This is a genomic window from Sphingobacterium sp. HJSM2_6 (genome assembly GCF_049316305.1).
GTDB lineage: Bacteria > Bacteroidota > Bacteroidia > Sphingobacteriales > Sphingobacteriaceae > Sphingobacterium.
The window spans coordinates 164650-181096 of sequence record NZ_JBMOXB010000002.1; the positions used below are offsets into that span (position 1 = coordinate 164650).

12 protein-coding genes are annotated in these 16447 nt (G+C 35.7%); 7 read left to right on the forward strand and 5 right to left on the reverse strand.

What is annotated here, in order from left to right; genetic code table 11:
- Positions 1-93: 93 nt before the first annotated feature.
- Positions 94-1569 (forward strand): hypothetical protein, encoded by a 1476-nt coding sequence (locus tag ACFRAE_RS03280; RefSeq protein ID WP_422795683.1) that lies wholly within the window; start codon positions 94-96, stop codon positions 1567-1569.
- 104 nt (positions 1570-1673) lie between these two features.
- Here the strand turns inward: ACFRAE_RS03280 and ACFRAE_RS03285 are convergent, their stop codons facing one another.
- A complete protein-coding gene (locus ACFRAE_RS03285; protein ID WP_422795684.1) occupies positions 1674-2918 on the reverse strand; it encodes a CotH kinase family protein in 1245 nt (414 codons plus the stop codon).
- Positions 2919-3532: 614 nt separating this feature from the next.
- Here ACFRAE_RS03285 and ACFRAE_RS03290 point away from each other — a divergent pair.
- The gene (locus ACFRAE_RS03290; RefSeq protein WP_422795685.1) at positions 3533-4207 is read left to right on the forward strand and encodes a hypothetical protein; all 675 of its coding nucleotides are present in this window, start codon (positions 3533-3535) and stop codon (positions 4205-4207) included.
- Positions 4208-4413: 206 nt separating this feature from the next.
- Here the strand turns inward: ACFRAE_RS03290 and ACFRAE_RS03295 are convergent, their stop codons facing one another.
- From ACFRAE_RS03295 to ACFRAE_RS03310, 4 genes are read right to left on the reverse strand one after another with little or no spacing between them, the layout of a single operon-like run.
- Entirely contained in the window at positions 4414-5883 is a 1470-nt protein-coding gene (locus ACFRAE_RS03295) for a glycine--tRNA ligase (RefSeq protein ID WP_422795686.1), read from the reverse strand.
- A gap of 29 nt (positions 5884-5912) precedes the next feature.
- Positions 5913-6377, reverse strand: a complete 465-nt coding sequence (gene bcp / locus ACFRAE_RS03300) for a thioredoxin-dependent thiol peroxidase (protein WP_422795687.1) — start codon at positions 6375-6377, stop codon at positions 5913-5915.
- Between the two features lie 13 nt (positions 6378-6390).
- Positions 6391-8112 carry a M23 family metallopeptidase gene (locus ACFRAE_RS03305; protein WP_422795688.1) on the reverse strand — a complete coding sequence of 574 codons (1722 nt, stop codon included), beginning with the start codon at positions 8110-8112 and terminating at the stop codon, positions 6391-6393.
- A 2-nt stretch (positions 8113-8114) separates the two neighbouring features.
- On the reverse strand, positions 8115-8726 hold the full coding sequence (locus ACFRAE_RS03310) for a fumarylacetoacetate hydrolase family protein (protein WP_422795689.1): 612 nt from the start codon (positions 8724-8726) through the stop codon (positions 8115-8117).
- 201 nt (positions 8727-8927) lie between these two features.
- Here ACFRAE_RS03310 and ACFRAE_RS03315 point away from each other — a divergent pair, with 201 nt between their 5' ends.
- The 5 genes from ACFRAE_RS03315 (at position 8928) to ACFRAE_RS03335 (ending at position 16436) form a co-directional block, all read left to right on the forward strand.
- Positions 8928-9581 (forward strand): HAD family hydrolase, encoded by a 654-nt coding sequence (locus ACFRAE_RS03315; RefSeq protein ID WP_422795690.1) that lies wholly within the window; start codon positions 8928-8930, stop codon positions 9579-9581.
- A 56-nt stretch (positions 9582-9637) separates the two neighbouring features.
- Positions 9638-10117, forward strand: coding sequence for a gluconate 2-dehydrogenase subunit 3 family protein (locus ACFRAE_RS03320; RefSeq protein WP_422795691.1), 480 nt, complete (start codon positions 9638-9640; stop codon positions 10115-10117).
- A gap of 2 nt (positions 10118-10119) precedes the next feature.
- Positions 10120-11835, forward strand: a complete 1716-nt coding sequence (locus tag ACFRAE_RS03325) for a GMC oxidoreductase (protein ID WP_422795692.1) — start codon at positions 10120-10122, stop codon at positions 11833-11835.
- A 132-nt stretch (positions 11836-11967) separates the two neighbouring features.
- Positions 11968-13149, forward strand: a complete 1182-nt coding sequence (locus tag ACFRAE_RS03330; RefSeq protein ID WP_422795693.1) for a glycoside hydrolase family 76 protein — start codon at positions 11968-11970, stop codon at positions 13147-13149.
- 263 nt (positions 13150-13412) lie between these two features.
- Complete coding sequence (locus ACFRAE_RS03335) at positions 13413-16436, forward strand: SusC/RagA family TonB-linked outer membrane protein (protein ID WP_422795694.1); 3024 nt, start codon at positions 13413-13415, stop codon at positions 16434-16436.
- Positions 16437-16447: the final 11 nt, after the last annotated feature.

The following is a 16447-nucleotide window of genomic DNA, read 5'->3' on the forward strand; positions in this document are numbered from 1 at the left end:
TTAACCTTTTATTACCATTTCAGACCCGCTTAGTTTTTATTTCATTGAAGTTATAACTTTAAAGTATCGGTTAAATACTTTAATTTTTTTGTTGTGAAATTTATTGCTTTGCTTTTTAAATTGTTTGTTTGCTGTTGTCTCGGCTTGCTATCGTGCAAGGAAAAAATACCCAAAGTAATAGAAGATAAACAACTCTATGAAATTCAATATGACTTTTCAGGTTTTGAAAAGGAATATGGAAATATTGGACCTCCTCTATCTGCTGGTAAATCCAGCATAAATACCATTTTAGACAAGCGAGCAGATGCTAAAAATTTGGAAGCAAGACGCCTGCTTTATTCTTGGAATTTTGATTCCAAGAAACTTGATCCCAATTTTAGCAATACTATAAGTAGCAAATTGTATTTTGATAAGCAAACGATCAATTATGTGCCCGGATTTAATTCCATCAATAACCCTTCAGATTTTGCAATTCAGGAGACTGGAATAAAAACATTTTATATCGAGATCAATGTTAAGCATGTGAAGAGACTGGATGTGTTGGAATTTGATATCGCCTCTGGAAATCAAAGTCCGAAATTAATAAACTTAAAGGTGCAAAATAATCAAGGACAGACTATTCAATATTATTCTGAAGATTTTAAACTAATGGATAGAAAGACGCCATTCAAAGTGCACAACGCTCGATTTGATCTCAGTAAACTTCCCATTGATCAAACAGAGATTAAATTATTGATTTCATTTTTACCAAACCCCGATGATAAAGAAACCAGTGTTGTGGTCGATCGAGGAACGGTCCTGATCGATAATATAAAAATACATGGATATTTAAATAATATTGCCCTACCTAAGCTAGCTAAATTTCATTATTATGTTTTTCAAAAAGAGAATAAGAAGCTATTTAGCAAAGGCATTGTAGAACAGAAGGGTGATTTATCCAACTTAGTAATAAAATTGCCCTATGGGGATTTTGAAAATTTATTTGTTTACAATCAATCCGAAGAGGATTTATTAGTATCCAATGATATCAACTTTCAAACGGACTTTTACTTGAGTATTCAACCTAATAATAAACATGCCCGTGTTTTTTCTAATTTGGATCAAATTCAGGTATCGCAAAGTTTTAAGAGAGATTTACCAATGAAACGATTATACAGCTTGATAAAATTTTCTTTTACGGATTTATCGGACTTGTCGGAAGTGAAAAAATTAGTGATTTACCCACTGCATGAACCTATACTATGGTCCCCATTTTCAAATAGCATCCTACTGCATACCTTAAATTTTAATGAGAAACCGATTGAAATCGTTAAAAACTTTTCTATGGATCCATCGGCAGTATTTAATCAATTTATTGGAAATGTCGATAAACCCAAAATAATTCGTTATCAAGTAGAAGTTTGGGATGATAAGCAGGCTGTTCGCAATTTTCAAGTAACGGCTAGTATAAAAAATAACGTACAATTAACTTTTAAAGGATTATTAAATCCAAAGGAAGAGGGATTTGGACATTTTATATCTTCCTTAAACGAAGATTGGGATGGGGAAGATGTGGTAGAATATCAGTAGAAAATCATTATTTGTGGAGAATTCGTGTTGCATTTAAAATGATAAAAGGTTACTAGCTCTGGAGCTGGTAACCTTTTATCATTTTAAATATGCTTTAGTTCTTATTATAATTTTGAAACAAAACTATCCATATAAGCAGCTCGTTTCTTCAAATAGTTTTTCATGGATTTCTTAGTTTCGCCTAAATTAGATTCTCCAATTTTCCAAAGGGTATAATCCTTTTTTTGCGATTCTCGGATACGCGCTGCGTATTCCTCCACATAATTCAACAAAGATTGAAATTGATTATTCTTATAGCTCGTCCAAGTTGTTTTATATAATTGTTTTATCTCCGGATCGGATAAGAATTTTCTGAAAAATGTTGCTCCTATACGCGTATCATTGTCTGTTATTAAAGGAATTTCAGTAAAGTCAAAGTATTTTTTAGTTTCCTCATTGAATCCGAATCCCCAATCGAAATCCCATATTGGCCCCATGGTAAATTTACCTGTGTTGGATTTATGCATATACACACTTTTAGGATGTGTCAATTCCCTATTTCCTGTAAGCGTATAAACGATAAAATAATTTACTAATTGTTGTTTATCAAATATTTTTCCATAATCATTATTTGGGAACTGATTGCTAAACACCAACGCTTCTAAGTTTTCAATTTCATCTTTAATGGCATTGAATTGATCATCACTTTTGATATCTGGACTTTTAATCATAATTGGTAGATTAAAGTTTGCCGATCTAAATTGAAATTCTTCATCGTAATTGGTGTCAAATTCTAATAGATAGCCATCATCACCAACATTTACCCTATTTTGTTTTACTTCAATTTGCTGGGTTAGCATATAGCTACCACGATATTGACCATTGATTGTTAAGTCAACTGGAATGACAGTATTGGTAAAAGGCATCGCAAGTTGCTGTCCGATCTTCATTGCTACGGCATTACACATAAAGGAGTAATCTTGATAATTTGCTAATAAAACCCAGTCTTTTGCAGCAGGTAGTCCTAATACACTGGCATCATTATCTAGTTTAAGTCGATAAGGTTTTTTAGGTTTACTCCAAGTGCTGTTCCCACGACCCTTAATACGTGTTGTTACTTCAGCTAAATCTGTATTGACTTTATTCCCATTTATAGATACTTTGGCTTTTAAATAAGTGTCTTTATCGACCACTTCTTGATTGTTTTCTATATCAATAGTGATATGGGGAATTATTGCTGGAACATTTTGATCTAAATCAGCAGTTTCTTCTTTTGCAGGTTGTTCTTGTGGTGGGCTTTCACTTTTTGAGCAGGAAGCTAATGTTAACAGCAGTGCAACAAAAGATACATAGTGGGTAAATTTTTTCATAGTAGATAGGTTTTTTTAAAATGAAGTATAAATATATTAATTGTTAGGCTTGAAATCTGTTTATTCCGCATAATAATTGTTTTTTTATATGTTAGAACATATATTATACTATTATTTAAAATCATCTAGTTCGGTAATTAATAGTCCTGGCAACAATTTGGGTATTGGAAGGAATGCTTCTAAAATTTCTTATGCCTATCATATCTTGGGATTATTGGATGGAAGTTTAACTTCAGTGGACTGAAATTGATAAGTTTTTTTAGATGAATAGAATTACAAGGAAAATTTAACCAAGCCTTTTTAATTAGTTAATAGTATTGCCTTATAATTGTTGCATGTCCATAATCATTTCATTGACTCTAATCCATGTGCTGATGATTAATAGCTTTTATCGGCTGAGATCTCTCCGGGCTGAGCGTCGAATATTTGTTCAAATATTAATTATAACTGCCACCATCATTTTATTTAATACATTCATAAACCCAATATTCCAAGGTAATATTCAGCAATATTTCAGTTGTAGCATCGGATTATCACTCGCTTCATTTTCGTCTTTATTTCTTCGGCAAGTGGTTTGGGAAAGCAGGACTTCAATTTATTTGGTTTTTTTAGCCATGTTTCCATTTACGTTGTTTTACATATTCTATGTCTTTCACCATATTTTCGCATTTGAGCTCTATAAGGGAGATGTTTACGTGATTCTAGACTTCTTTTTTGTGAAAGCTCAATCTAGTTTACTCGCATTTAGCATGCTGTATGATTGGGTGTTATTTCAGGGTAAAAAAAACAATGGAAATCGATTAGTGGCTTCTATCGATGGTCAATTGGCTAGAAGACTATATTATATAAAATTAGTGATTATAAGTATGACCGTATTTTCAAGTTTATTTTATGACTTTAATACCTGGCATACCTTTTCAGAAGCCATTTATGCAACATTGGTTTTGCTGATACTTATTTATTTTCTAGGGGGTAAAAAATTGGTCTTCAAAAAACACAGTAAACTGTGGGTAGCACAGTCTCAGTTAAATTACCAGTTATCAACTAAACAAAGGGAGGGTATTCATTCTCACTTTAACAGACTTAAAAAGGTAATAGAAAAAAAAATAGCAACTAAAAGGAATAAACAGGTAGAAATAAAACAGGTGCAAGCTAAGCACTTTGCGGTTGAACGCAGGAACAATTTCCAGTGCTATCCTGCATTGAAAATTTTTCACAGGATCTATGATTTTTGGTTAGCTCTAGTTATTGATTGCAAAAATTTAAGGAGTTATGGTTCATTGCTTTAAGTATAGGGCTGTTATCCTGCACAGGAAGTAAAAAGTTAGTAGAAGGAATACCTTGATAGCAATTGCGTGTTCCTTTGCTTAAAATGTTTTCAAGTTGAAATATGAGGTGTTAAAATCAACCTGTAACTAACCCTTCTTATTATATTGTTAAAAAAAAAGAACCTGCTTTGATAAAAGCAGGTTCTCTATTTATGTTTGGATGGATCTTATTGTAGTTGTTTGAGTAAACTGCTCATACTTACTAAATTTCCAATAATTTGTTCCAAATTGTCGGCATTGACTCTTTCTTGTTGCATACTGTCTCGATGACGAATAGTCACGGTATTATCTTCTAACGTTTGATGATCTACTGTCACACAGAATGGAGTACCGATGGCATCTTGACGACGATAACGTTTTCCAATAGAATCTTTTTCATCGTATTGGATGTTATAATCTAATTTCAATTTAGCCATGATTTCTCTTGCTTTCTCGGGAAGGCCATCTTTTTTGGTTAACGGTAAGATAGCAGCCTTAACTGGTGCAATAGCAGGATGGAATTTAAGCACAACCCTTGCATCTTGTTTTTCTTCGGTGGATAGGTCTTCTTGAACTAAACAATTCGCTAATACGGTCAAGAATAAACGGTCTAAACCGATAGAAGTTTCAATGACATAAGGAATATAGCTTTGATTGATTTCCGGATCGAAATATTGTAGTTTCTTTCCTGAGAATTCCTGATGTTGTTTCAAGTCAAAATCTGTACGAGAATGGATACCCTCCACTTCTTTAAATCCAAATGGGAATTCATATTCAATATCCACGGCAGCATTAGCGTAATGCGCTAATTTAACATGGTCATGAAATCTATATTTAGTACGATCTGCTCCTAAGGCTAAATGCCATTTAAGTCGGGTTTCTTTCCATTGCTTATACCACGCTAACTCGGAACCTGGCCTTACAAAGAATTGCAATTCCATTTGTTCAAATTCACGCATACGCATGATAAACTGGCGGGCAATGACTTCGTTACGAAAAGCTTTTCCGATTTGTGCTATACCAAAAGGGATCTTCATTCTTCCTGTTTTTTGAACATTCAAGAAGTTTACAAAAATACCTTGTGCAGTTTCCGGACGCAAATACACTTGTTCAGCCCCATCTGCCATGGCACCCATTTGTGTTGCGAACATCAAATTAAATTGACGGACATCCGTCCAATTCTTTGTGCCGGATATAGGACATACGATATTATGGTCTTCGATAATAGTTTTTAAACGGCCTAAATCATCTGCATTTAGGGCATCATCTAAATCTTTTTGCAGTTGCGCTGCTTTTTCGGTTTTACCATCTTTTTCGTAACGATCAATTTTATCTTCAATTAATTGATCGGCACGATATCTTTTTTTAGAATCTTTATTGTCAATCATGGGATCGTTGAAGCCATCCACATGGCCTGAGGCTTTCCAAGTGGTTGGATGCATAAAGATTGCGGCATCGATGCCTACAATGTTTTCATTCAACTGGACCATGGATTTCCACCAGTAGGTCTTTAGGTTGTTCTTAAGTTCTGAACCCAATTGACCGTAATCGTATACGGCACTTAATCCGTCATAGATTTCGCTCGAAGGAAATACAAAACCATATTCCTTAGCATGCGAAATAATATTTTTGAAAAAATCGTCTGTTTGCTTGCTCATAAGGGGCAAATATAATGTATTCGAATGACTTATTTGTTCAATAAGTCTCGAATTTGTTGACTAGCGTTTTTGTTATCTACCTTTTTAATAATATGTTGGATAATACCATTTTTATCGATAATAAAAGTAGTTCTAGCGGTTCCCATATATTTTTTACCATACATGTTTTTTTCTACCCATACCCCATAATCTTGCACGATTTTTTGATTTACATCGGCTAATAAATGAAAGGGTAATTCATATTTAGCAATAAATTTTTGATGAGATTGTTCACTATCTATGCTCACTCCAATAATTTCAAAACCATCTTTTACTAAGCTTTGGTAATTATCTCTGAAATTACAAGCTTCCGTTGTACAACCAGGGGTATTGTCTTTTGGGTAGAAATAAAGAATAACAGTTTTGCCTAGAAAATCACTTAAATTGATTTCTTGCCCTTGTTGGTTGGTCGCTTTAATAGCTGGTGCCTGTTCACCAATAGTTAATGTTGACATGGTAATCCTATTTTTATCTTATAAAACTTGCTTCATAAATTTGTTCATTGTCCTTCCAATCGTTGACTACCAATTTGAATTTGTGGGTTCCGCTTGTAGTTGCATTGGTGAAGGTATGCCAAACATGTCTTGTTTTTGAATCGTATTCCATTAATACCCATTGGTCATCGATATAGGCATTAAAGGATTGAATTCCTGAGAAATTGTCGGCGATGCTGAAGCTTAATTTTGCTTGGTTGCTCACACGCTTACCATGGGTAAGATTTCTAGCAATTATCGTTGGCGGTATGGTATCTACAGTGATGTAAAAAGAACCAAATAGTTTTGTGTTTACGGAAACATAGCCATCTTCAAATTTTCCGCCAATGGAACCTGATTCTACACTGCTGATTAATGCTTTGCTTTCAAGCTGTGGAGGTAAAGAAGTCGGCTTTATTTTTAAATGATAGGTTGAAAACAAAGGAGTAAGTGTATTATGAACGTGATGGACATTCGAGTAACTATTGGCCAATGGCGCTGCCTGTTGGTAGGTAAAGTCCACATCAGTATAAAGTGCGCCTTCGGGAATTTGAAGGTTGATGTCCTCGGATTCGAATGAATTCGACTTATTGTAGCTGAATAAAGTTCCTTTCGCTGCATATTCTTTAGGCTTATAATTTGCGCTATTTTGAACGCTGAAATTCAGCTCGCTGCAGTTTCCTTGTACATCCTTTACGACATATTTAACTTCGTGAACGGCATTATCTGTCAATTCTATAATTCCATGCTGGTCTAAATGTTTGAATATTTGAATAGGATTTCCTGGATCTTTAAAGCTTTTTTGGATTTTGGATTTAGTTTTTTTGAATTGTGGATAATCTATATAGGAATGTATAGCGCTAGAAGTACTAAAGTCCAATTCTTCAAATATTACCGTCGAGATTGCTTTACCATCTAAAAACAATTCGATGGAATAAACGCCATTTTGAAACCCACCTGCACGGTGTCTGTCGATGGTGTTAATTCCTAAGCCAAATTTACCATTCACTGGAATTGCTTGGTTATTACTCAATGTATATCGTCCTGCAGCAGCGGCTTTTAAGGGGATTGCTCTTCTTCCTGTCTGTTCATTAAAATACGATTGTTGGAGATCATAAATCATTAAACCCTGAATGGTTGGAGCAAATTGGTCTTTAAATTTTAAGCCGAATAATTGTGGGTTTAAGGGTTTTTGAGATGCAGATTCTCTTATTTCAAAATGTAAATGTGGTCCTCCAGATCCACCTGTATTCCCAGCACGCCCAATAAATTGACCTTTGGATAATTTGATTCGTTCTTCCGTTAATGGAATGTCTACATCGAATCTTTTTAATTTATATTGTTCTTCTCTTACGATGGCGGTTAAAGCATCGTTAAAGTCTTCCATATGCAAATAGACGGTGCTAAAGCCATTCGGATGTGTGATGTAAACGGAATTTCCTCCTCCTCCAATCTGTACCCGCACTCGAGAAACGTATCCTTCGGCCGCCGCGTGCAATGGGAGACCAATACGCTGTTGTGTGCGATAATCATCTCCGGCATGAAAATGTGTGGAACGCAGTTCTCCAAAGGTTCCAGATGCATCTTGTTCAATATTCAATGGATTCCGGAAGTATCCTTGTGGGTAATTCCTGGAGGTGATGATGTTTTTATTTTGCGCTTGTAGGACGGTTATCGTCGTGAGGAAGGCAATTAAAATTTGACTTATTTTATTCATGTTTATTTAATGTGGCATGTAAACATGCTGGTTCCTTCCAAAAACCCTTCCAATACATCGTTAATTTGTATGGGGCCAACGCCAACAGGTGTTCCTGTGTAAATTAAATCACCTTTTCTTAAGGTAATATATTGTGATATAAACGTTATCAGTGTATCATAATCAAATAACATATCTTTGGTATTGCCTTCTTGAACAATTTGTTGATTCTTAGTCAATGAGAATGAGAGGTTTTTTAAATCTTGAAATTCTTCTTTTGGGATTAATTGGCTAATCACGGCAGAATGGTCAAAGGCTTTGGCCAATTCCCAAGGTAATCCTTTTGCTTTGTATTCCGATTGAAGGTCTCTTGCTGTAAAATCAATCCCTAATCCTATCGCATCATAATATTTATGGGCAAATTTATGCGCCACATGCTTGCCTTCATTGCAAATGCGTAATACAACTTCAACTTCATAATGAACATCTTTTGAGAATTCTGGGAAATAAAAATCTTTGTTATCTTTTAAAATAGCGGTATCTGGTTTTAAAAAGATAACCGGTTTTTCGGGAACAGGATTGTTTAGCTCTTTCGCGTGATCTACGTAATTTCTTCCTACAGCAATGATTTTCATGGAGTTCTTAATTATTATTTGGTGGAAATGTCACAAATAGTTTTCCTGGTAACAAACTTACTAAAACCACACTTGTTAACCAAAATTCTAAAAAATGGCGGTATGATTAAGTTCCTTGGTTCTGTAAAAGATTAAAGGTTCTAGAAGTTGTAAAAAAACTTCTTAACGAAAAGTTAATATTGATATCCGTAAATTTGCAGTATGAATAAAAGAAAAGCAATACTCTTTGATTTAGATGGTACGCTAATAGATTCGGAATATTTCTATTTTACCAATTGGAGTAAAATACTTGAGGAAGATTATGGATTGAAGATTGATTTTAAAGATTGGATTACTGATTTTGCGGGACATACCTTACATCATAATGTGCTCACCTTGAGAGAGCAATATAATCTTACAGTGGATGAGGAAGATATCTTTTTTGCTACTCGAGCGAGTTATGCGAAAGCAAATATGGAAAATATTCGCCTTATGCCTTTTGCAAAGGAAATTCTGGACCGTGTAAAAAAAGAGGATTTGATCATTGGTTTAGTGACTTCAAGTTATAAAACAACGGTTGATGCGGTTTTAGGTAAACATAATTTATTAGGTTATTTTTCTTTTTTTATAACCCGAGAATTAGTGGAAATTCCAAAACCTAATCCAGAGCCCTATTTGCTCGCTGTGGAGAAATTGGGTTTAGCGAAATCGGAAATAGTGGTTATTGAAGATACGAGTACCGGATGTACTTCTGCAAAAGCAGCTGGACTTTTTTGTTTGGGGGTGAGTATGCACGAAATAGAAAGAGCACGTTTAAATCATGCAGATAAATTATTAAACGATTTAGCAGAAGTAGAAAAATACATGTTTAATTAAATTCGATTTAAATTATTCACTCTTTATTCGTAGATTTAAGTCTGATTACTAAACCTATGAATAGACGATCTGCAATAAAACAATTATTTATTATAGCAGGGGGAATAGCTATTGCGACCTCTTGTGATTTGAGTTCTAATGCGACGAGCATTGAATTGAAGAATATCCAAATGGTCAAAAAGGATGAGCAGTTATTGGCAGCCTATGTCGAAGCTATCCTACCTAAAACAGATAGTCCTGGTGCAAAAGAATTGAATTTACATCTTTTTGTTATGAAGATGTTAGACGATTGCAGCAGCCCTGAAGATCAAAAATTATTTTTGGAAAGCCTCAAAGCAGCTCATGAGCAAAAGGCAAATACTGCTGAGGAGATATTAGCCTACCTAAAAGGATTGCCTGAGGGTGATAAATTCTTTTCCATTCTTAAATGGCGTACTATTCAAGGGTACAAAAATTCAGAATACGTGATGAAGAATAAATTAAAATATGAATTAGTACCTGGAAGGTATAATGGTGAATTTTTAATCAACGCATAATTATGGCCAATTTTAATATAGATGCGGAGAAAAACACAACCTATGACGCAATCGTAATAGGTTCTGGTATTAGTGGCGGATGGTCTGCTAAAGAATTATGTGAAAAAGGATTAAAAACATTGGTGCTGGAAAGGGGGCGTGATGTTCAACACATTAAAGATTACCCAACAACGAATATGTATCCTTGGGAATTTGAACATCGTGGTGAGGTTCCTTTTGCAATAAAGCAAGAGAATCCAATTGTAAGTCGGTGCTATGCCTTTAATGAAGATGCAACCCATTTCTTTGTAAAGGATAAGGAGCATCCTTATGTTCAAGAAAAGCCATTTGACTGGATTAGGGGCTATCAAGTTGGCGGAAAGTCTTTAATGTGGGCTCGTCAGACTCAACGTTGGTCTGATTTTGACTTTGAAGGTCCAGCAAGGGATGGTTTTGCAGTTGATTGGCCTATTCGTTATGCGGATATCAAGCCTTGGTATGATCATGTAGAGCGATTTGCTGGTATATCTGGAAATAACGATGGTTTACCAGAATTGCCTGATGGAGAATTTTTACCAGCGTATCCACTTAATATTGTGGAAAAATATTTCAAACAACAAGTGGCAGAAAAATTTCCGGGAAGGTCCGTTATTTCTGCTCGATGTGCACATATTTCAAAGCCGAATCAGATCCATTTGGATCAAGGAAGAGCGCAATGTCAAAATAGAACTTTATGCCAACGAGGCTGTCCATTTGGGGGGTATTTCAGTTCAAATTCTTCTACACTACCTTGGGCAGCTAAAACGGGCAATTTAACTCTAAGACCTAATTCGGTGGTGCATTCTATTCTTTATGATGAAAGTAAAGGCAAAGCCATAGGTGTGAAAGTAATCGATAAGGAGAGCAAAGAAGAAATAGATTTTTTTGCAAAAGTAATTTTCTTGAACGCAGCGGCATTGAATTCGAATCTTATTTTATTGAATTCTAAATCAAATCGTTTTCAGAATGGTCTTGGAAATGACAGTGAAACTTTAGGGAAATATGTGGCATTTCATAACTACAGTGCGACTATTTCTGGTGAATATGAAGGATTTTTAGATTATAAAACTGATGGAAGAAATCCTGCTGGTGGAGGCTATATTCCAAGATTTAGAAATTTACATAAACAAGAAACTGATTTCCTACGGGGCTATGCAGCAGGCTTTGGTGCATATCGTTCTACCTGGTCAGATGAATCGGGTTTGGGTGAAGAGTTGAAAAATTCAATTCATACTCCAAAATACGGAAATTGGGGTGTGGGCTCGCACATGATGGGCGAAACAATTCCGAAAGAAAGTAATTTTGTGACTTTAGATGCTACGCAAAAAGACGAGTGGGGGATGCCTTTATTAAAAATATCGGTCGATTATGATGAGAACGATAGAAAGATGCAGAAAGACTATTTAGACACCATGGAAGAGATGTTTACTGCTGCTGGATTTAAAAACATAGGGCGCCACGAACATGTTAAAGCTCCAGGTATAGATATTCATGAAATGGGCGGGGTTCGTATGGGCTTAGATCCAAAGACTTCTATGCTAAACAAATGGCACCAATTGCATGCTTGTAAAAATGTTTTTGTTACTGATGGGGCAAGTATGACCTCAACAGCTACCCAAAACCCATCCTTAACGTATATGGCATTTTCTGCACGTGCGGTTGATTTTGCTGTGGAAGAATTGAAAAAAGGAAATCTATAACTTGCATCACCTTGCCTGTTTAACGACAGAGTAAGGCAAACCTATATGTATCAATTGCCACGGCGTTCATCGGAATATTGAAAGCCGTGGCAATTTTTTAAATCAACCTTTAACCAACGCTATAACACCAGAATGATGAAGAAAAATTTACTTTTACTTTATGTATTTATCCTGTCAATCCCCTTGGGATTTAGTCAAGTAACATTTAATGCCAAAGATTTTCAAGAAAAAGCGAAAGCAACGCTCGATTCGGTATATAAATATTACTCGGTAAAAAACAGTTCTCTTTTAAGGGAAAATTATCCTTTTGATCAAGGATATCAAGCCTCGTATCTAGGGACAAATGAACCTCAAAATGCAGGCAATGCTTATTCCTATTTATGGCCTTTCTCGGGTTCTTTATCTGCGCAAGTAGCATTGTATGAAATAGATCAATCGGCTTCTGTATTGAAAGCTATTAATAATCAAGTTTTACCAGGATTAGCACAATATTACGATAAACGTAGTCCGCATGGCTATGCTTCTTACATCAATACGGCTAAACAATCAGATCGTTTCTATGACGATAATGTATGGTTAGGTATTGATTTTGCAGATCTTTATTTAGAGACGGGCAAAAAGCAGTATTTAAAGAAGGCAGAAGAGATATGGAAATTTGTGGAGAGTGGTATGGACGATAAATTAGGCGGTGGCATTTATTGGTGTGAGCAACGTAAGGAATCTAAAAACACCTGTTCAAATGCACCTGGAGTTGTCTATTTAGTGAAATTGTATCAAGGCACGAAAAATAAGCGGTATTTGGATTTAGCTAAATCGTTGTACGATTGGACGAAAAAGAATTTACAGGATCCTACAGATTTCATTTATTTTGATAATATCCAGTTGACTGGTAAGATTGGGAAAGCTAAGTATCCGTATAATTCTGGGCAAATGCTTCAGGCCGCCGTTTTACTATATACAGAAACCAAGGAAGCGCGGTATTTAAAGGAGGCAAAGGAAATAGGGGAAGCGGGACATCAATTTTTCTTTAATACAGCAGAAACTCACGGCGCATCATCGTTTAAGCTATTGAAAAATTCGGATATCTGGTTTATTGCAATTATGATGAGAGGCTATGCATCCTTATTTGAAATCGATCAAAACCCAATATATATCAATAGTTTTAAAGCCAATCTAACCTATGCATGGAACCATATGCGTGATAAAAATGGTTTATTTATTAAAGATTGGACAACACAAAAAAAGCCAAATAAAAAATGGTTGTTGGATCAATTGGCTTTTGTGGAAATGTATGCTCGATTAGCTCATTATTAGGGAGTTAATTTATACACTGTTTATTAGTGTGTTTTAGATAAATAACAAAAAATAATTTCTTATAAGAATTTTAAAGGGAGAATTGGAAAATTCTCCCTTTGTTTTTAAACATTTTGTAATAAAATAAACGTTTTTACGTTATGTATTTTAGTATTTAGTTAAAATGTATTGATTTGAATCAAAAACTAAAACGTTTTAACTGTGGGATCTTTGTTTATAAACCTTATTTTTTAATTATTATTTATTAACTAACATATACTAATATGCCGACTATTTACTTTACAAAAATTCATGGCAATGGATATGTAAGGGGGAGTTTACTCTGTTTTGCGCTATTGGCAAGCAGCTATGGTTTTTCTGCGGAGAAACTAAAGGAAACTTCCTATACATCCTTGTCCATGAGCTTCCAACAATCTGTTACTGGAGTTATTAAGAATACTGCTACAGGTTCTTCCATTGCAGGAGCTACGATCCGTGTAAAAGGGAAAAATGTGTCCACTCAATCCGATAGTCAAGGGAAATTTTCCATTGAAGCTGTGCTAGGGGATATCTTACAGATAAGTTCCATCGGATTTATGAATCAGGAAATTCAAGTGAGTGCTGCTGAAGTTCAAATTAATCTAAGCCCCGAAGAAGAGGCTATTGATGAAGTGGTAGTCGTGGGTTATGGCACACAAAAGAAAAAGGAAATAACATCTGCCGTGGCCTCCGTTAAGGAAAAAGATTTTAACCGAGGAGGAATGCGAAGCCCGATGGAATTGGTGCAAGGTAAAGTGGCGGGCCTAAATATTACGCGTACGCAGGGGAGTAATCCCAATGCGGGTACAAGCATTCAATTGCGGGGTATGGCCTCACTAAAAGGAACGAATAGTCCTTTGGTGGTTATCGATGGTATTCCAGGGGGAAATCTTGACTTGATTAAACAAGGAGATATCGAATCGATTGATGTGTTAAAAGACGGGTCTGCTGCGGCGATTTATGGTACTCGTGGTAATGGTGGAGTTATTTTAGTGACGACAAAAAAAGGAAAAGCAGGAGCAGCACAATTTGAATACCTGACCTACGGTCAAACTGAAATTGTAAATCGTAGACCAACCATGCTATCTGCCGCTGAATTTAGGGATAAAGTGGTAAATGGCTTGAACAAACCTAATTATGATTTAGGGGCAAGTACAGATTTATACGATGAGCTAATCAATAAAAATAATTTTTCTCATTTTCATAATTTCATTGCCAGTGGAGGTGGTGAAAATTCCACTTACCGAGCTTCTTTCAATTATGAACAAGCGAATGGTATTGCCAAACAAAACGGGAGAGAGCAATTTGGGGGAAGGATAAATTTCAACCAAACGGGTTTGGATAATCGCCTTACGATGTCTGCTAATTTAGCTGCAAATTTTAATAAAGCCGATTTATTAGGGGGTAAAACTGGTGACTTTGAACAAGCTATTCAACGTAACCCTACGGCGCCAATCGTTAATCCTGATGGCACATTCTACCAAACGCAAGAATTTAATAATTACAATCCGCTTAGTCGTTTAGCTCATCGAATTGAAGAACGAAATCAACAAACGTTTTCGGGTGATGCGCGATTGAAGTTTCAAATAATCGATGAATTAAGTGTTTCTGCATTTGGATCTTACGTGCGTGATAACTGGAATGACCGACAATATCGTTCTACCCTAGATTGGGATCAACGGGTGGGTACGGATTATCAAGGGATGGCTTATGCTTCTAAAAGGAATGATGTGAATTGGACCAAAACATTTGAAAGTACCATCGATTATAATAAAACTTTTAATGATGTGCATACCCTCACCGGTTTGTTGGGCTATAGTTATCAATATGCTACGGGAGAGAATTTTAGTATGGACAATAACGGTTTTACTACGGATGGATTTTTGGACTGGGATATGAATTCTGGAACAGCTATACGTAATGATAAACTTCCTCGACCAAGCTTAGGGTCTTTTAAAGAGGATAATACTTTAATTGCATTCTTTGGAAGGGTAAATTATAATTATGCTGGAAAATATTTCGCAACAGCAATTCTTAGACGTGAGGGTTCTTCCCGATTTGGTATGAATAATAAATGGGGTAACTTTCCTGCAATATCTGCAGGTTGGACCATCAGTAATGAGGATTTCTTTAGCAATAAAGAAGTGGTTAATGAGTTGAAGCTACGCGTTGGTTATGGGGTGACGGGTAATCAGGGTTTACCCAATTATCAATCTATTTTGAGGCTTGGAACGGGTGGAGTATATCCTCAGGATGATGTTTATTATCAAACTTATGGTTTAGCGGCTAATCAAAATCCCGATTTGAAATGGGAACAAAAAGCAGAGACAAACATCGGTGTAGACTTCGCCATGTTTAATAATCGACTCACAGGTGCCTTGGATGTTTATCATCGGAAGACTACTGATTTATTGTATGAATATCGTGCGCAACAACCCTCCTATGTGCAACCAAGTATATGGTATAATGTAGGGGAAGTGGTGAACAAAGGGGTGGAATTGCAATTGTCAGGTAGACCTATTGCTAATGAACGTTTCACTTGGCAGGTTGATTTTACAGGAAATTACCAAAAGAATGTGTTGACCAAATTATCGAGTGATTTGTTTAAGAGCAATTGGATCGAGTTTGGTGGACTTCCTTCACCAGGGAATTTAGGTAATACGATACGCTTAGAAGAAGGGGGTGAAGTAGGGAATTTTTATGGAAAACGATTTGCAGGCTTTGACGATGAAGGCCGTTGGTTATTCCATAAAGCGGATGGCTCAACAGCTTTGACCGGCGATACGAATGATGAGGACAAAGTATATTTAGGCAACGGTATTCCGAAATTTCAAGCATCGTTAGGTAACCGTTTCAGTTATAAAGGTTTTGACCTAACCGTGTTTTTAAGAGGTAAATTTAAGTACAGCATTCTAAATACTTCGGATTTATTCTTTGGTAACCAAAAATGGTTGCCTAATAATGTGCTATCCTCCGCATTTGGGAAACATGCTGATCTCGCTGAAGGCCCACAATATTCGGACTATTACTTAGAAAATGGATCATTTGTTAAAATCGATAATGTGACTTTGGGTTATAATTTCAATATGAAAACCGCATTAGTTCGAAATCTATACGTCTATTTAACGGCACGTAATTTAGCAACCATTACTTCGTATTCAGGGATTGATCCGGAACTGCAAGATACTGGTTTTGATGGAGGAATTGATGCTAGAGGATTTTATCCAAGAACGCAATCATGGTCTATGGGTTTAAATATTGGATTTTAAGGAGAAATTAT

Bases quoted from the DNA above. Each gene is read 5' to 3' on its own strand.
- ACFRAE_RS03330 (WP_422795693.1), top strand. From the start codon at position 11,968: ATGATGAAGAAAAATTTACTTTTACTTTATGTATTTATCCTGTCAATC.
- ACFRAE_RS03290 (WP_422795685.1), top strand. From the start codon at position 3,533: ATGTTTCCATTTACGTTGTTTTACATATTCTATGTCTTTCACCATATT.
- ACFRAE_RS03310 (WP_422795689.1), bottom strand. From the start codon at position 8,726: ATGAAAATCATTGCTGTAGGAAGAAATTACGTAGATCACGCGAAAGAG.
- bcp (WP_422795687.1), bottom strand. From the start codon at position 6,377: ATGTCAACATTAACTATTGGTGAACAGGCACCAGCTATTAAAGCGACC.
- ACFRAE_RS03305 (WP_422795688.1), bottom strand. From the start codon at position 8,112: ATGAATAAAATAAGTCAAATTTTAATTGCCTTCCTCACGACGATAACC.
- ACFRAE_RS03335 (WP_422795694.1), top strand. From the start codon at position 13,413: ATGCCGACTATTTACTTTACAAAAATTCATGGCAATGGATATGTAAGG.
- ACFRAE_RS03315 (WP_422795690.1), top strand. From the start codon at position 8,928: ATGAATAAAAGAAAAGCAATACTCTTTGATTTAGATGGTACGCTAATA.
- ACFRAE_RS03295 (WP_422795686.1), bottom strand. From the start codon at position 5,883: ATGAGCAAGCAAACAGACGATTTTTTCAAAAATATTATTTCGCATGCT.
- ACFRAE_RS03325 (WP_422795692.1), top strand. From the start codon at position 10,120: ATGGCCAATTTTAATATAGATGCGGAGAAAAACACAACCTATGACGCA.
- ACFRAE_RS03285 (WP_422795684.1), bottom strand. From the start codon at position 2,918: ATGAAAAAATTTACCCACTATGTATCTTTTGTTGCACTGCTGTTAACA.
- ACFRAE_RS03320 (WP_422795691.1), top strand. From the start codon at position 9,638: ATGAATAGACGATCTGCAATAAAACAATTATTTATTATAGCAGGGGGA.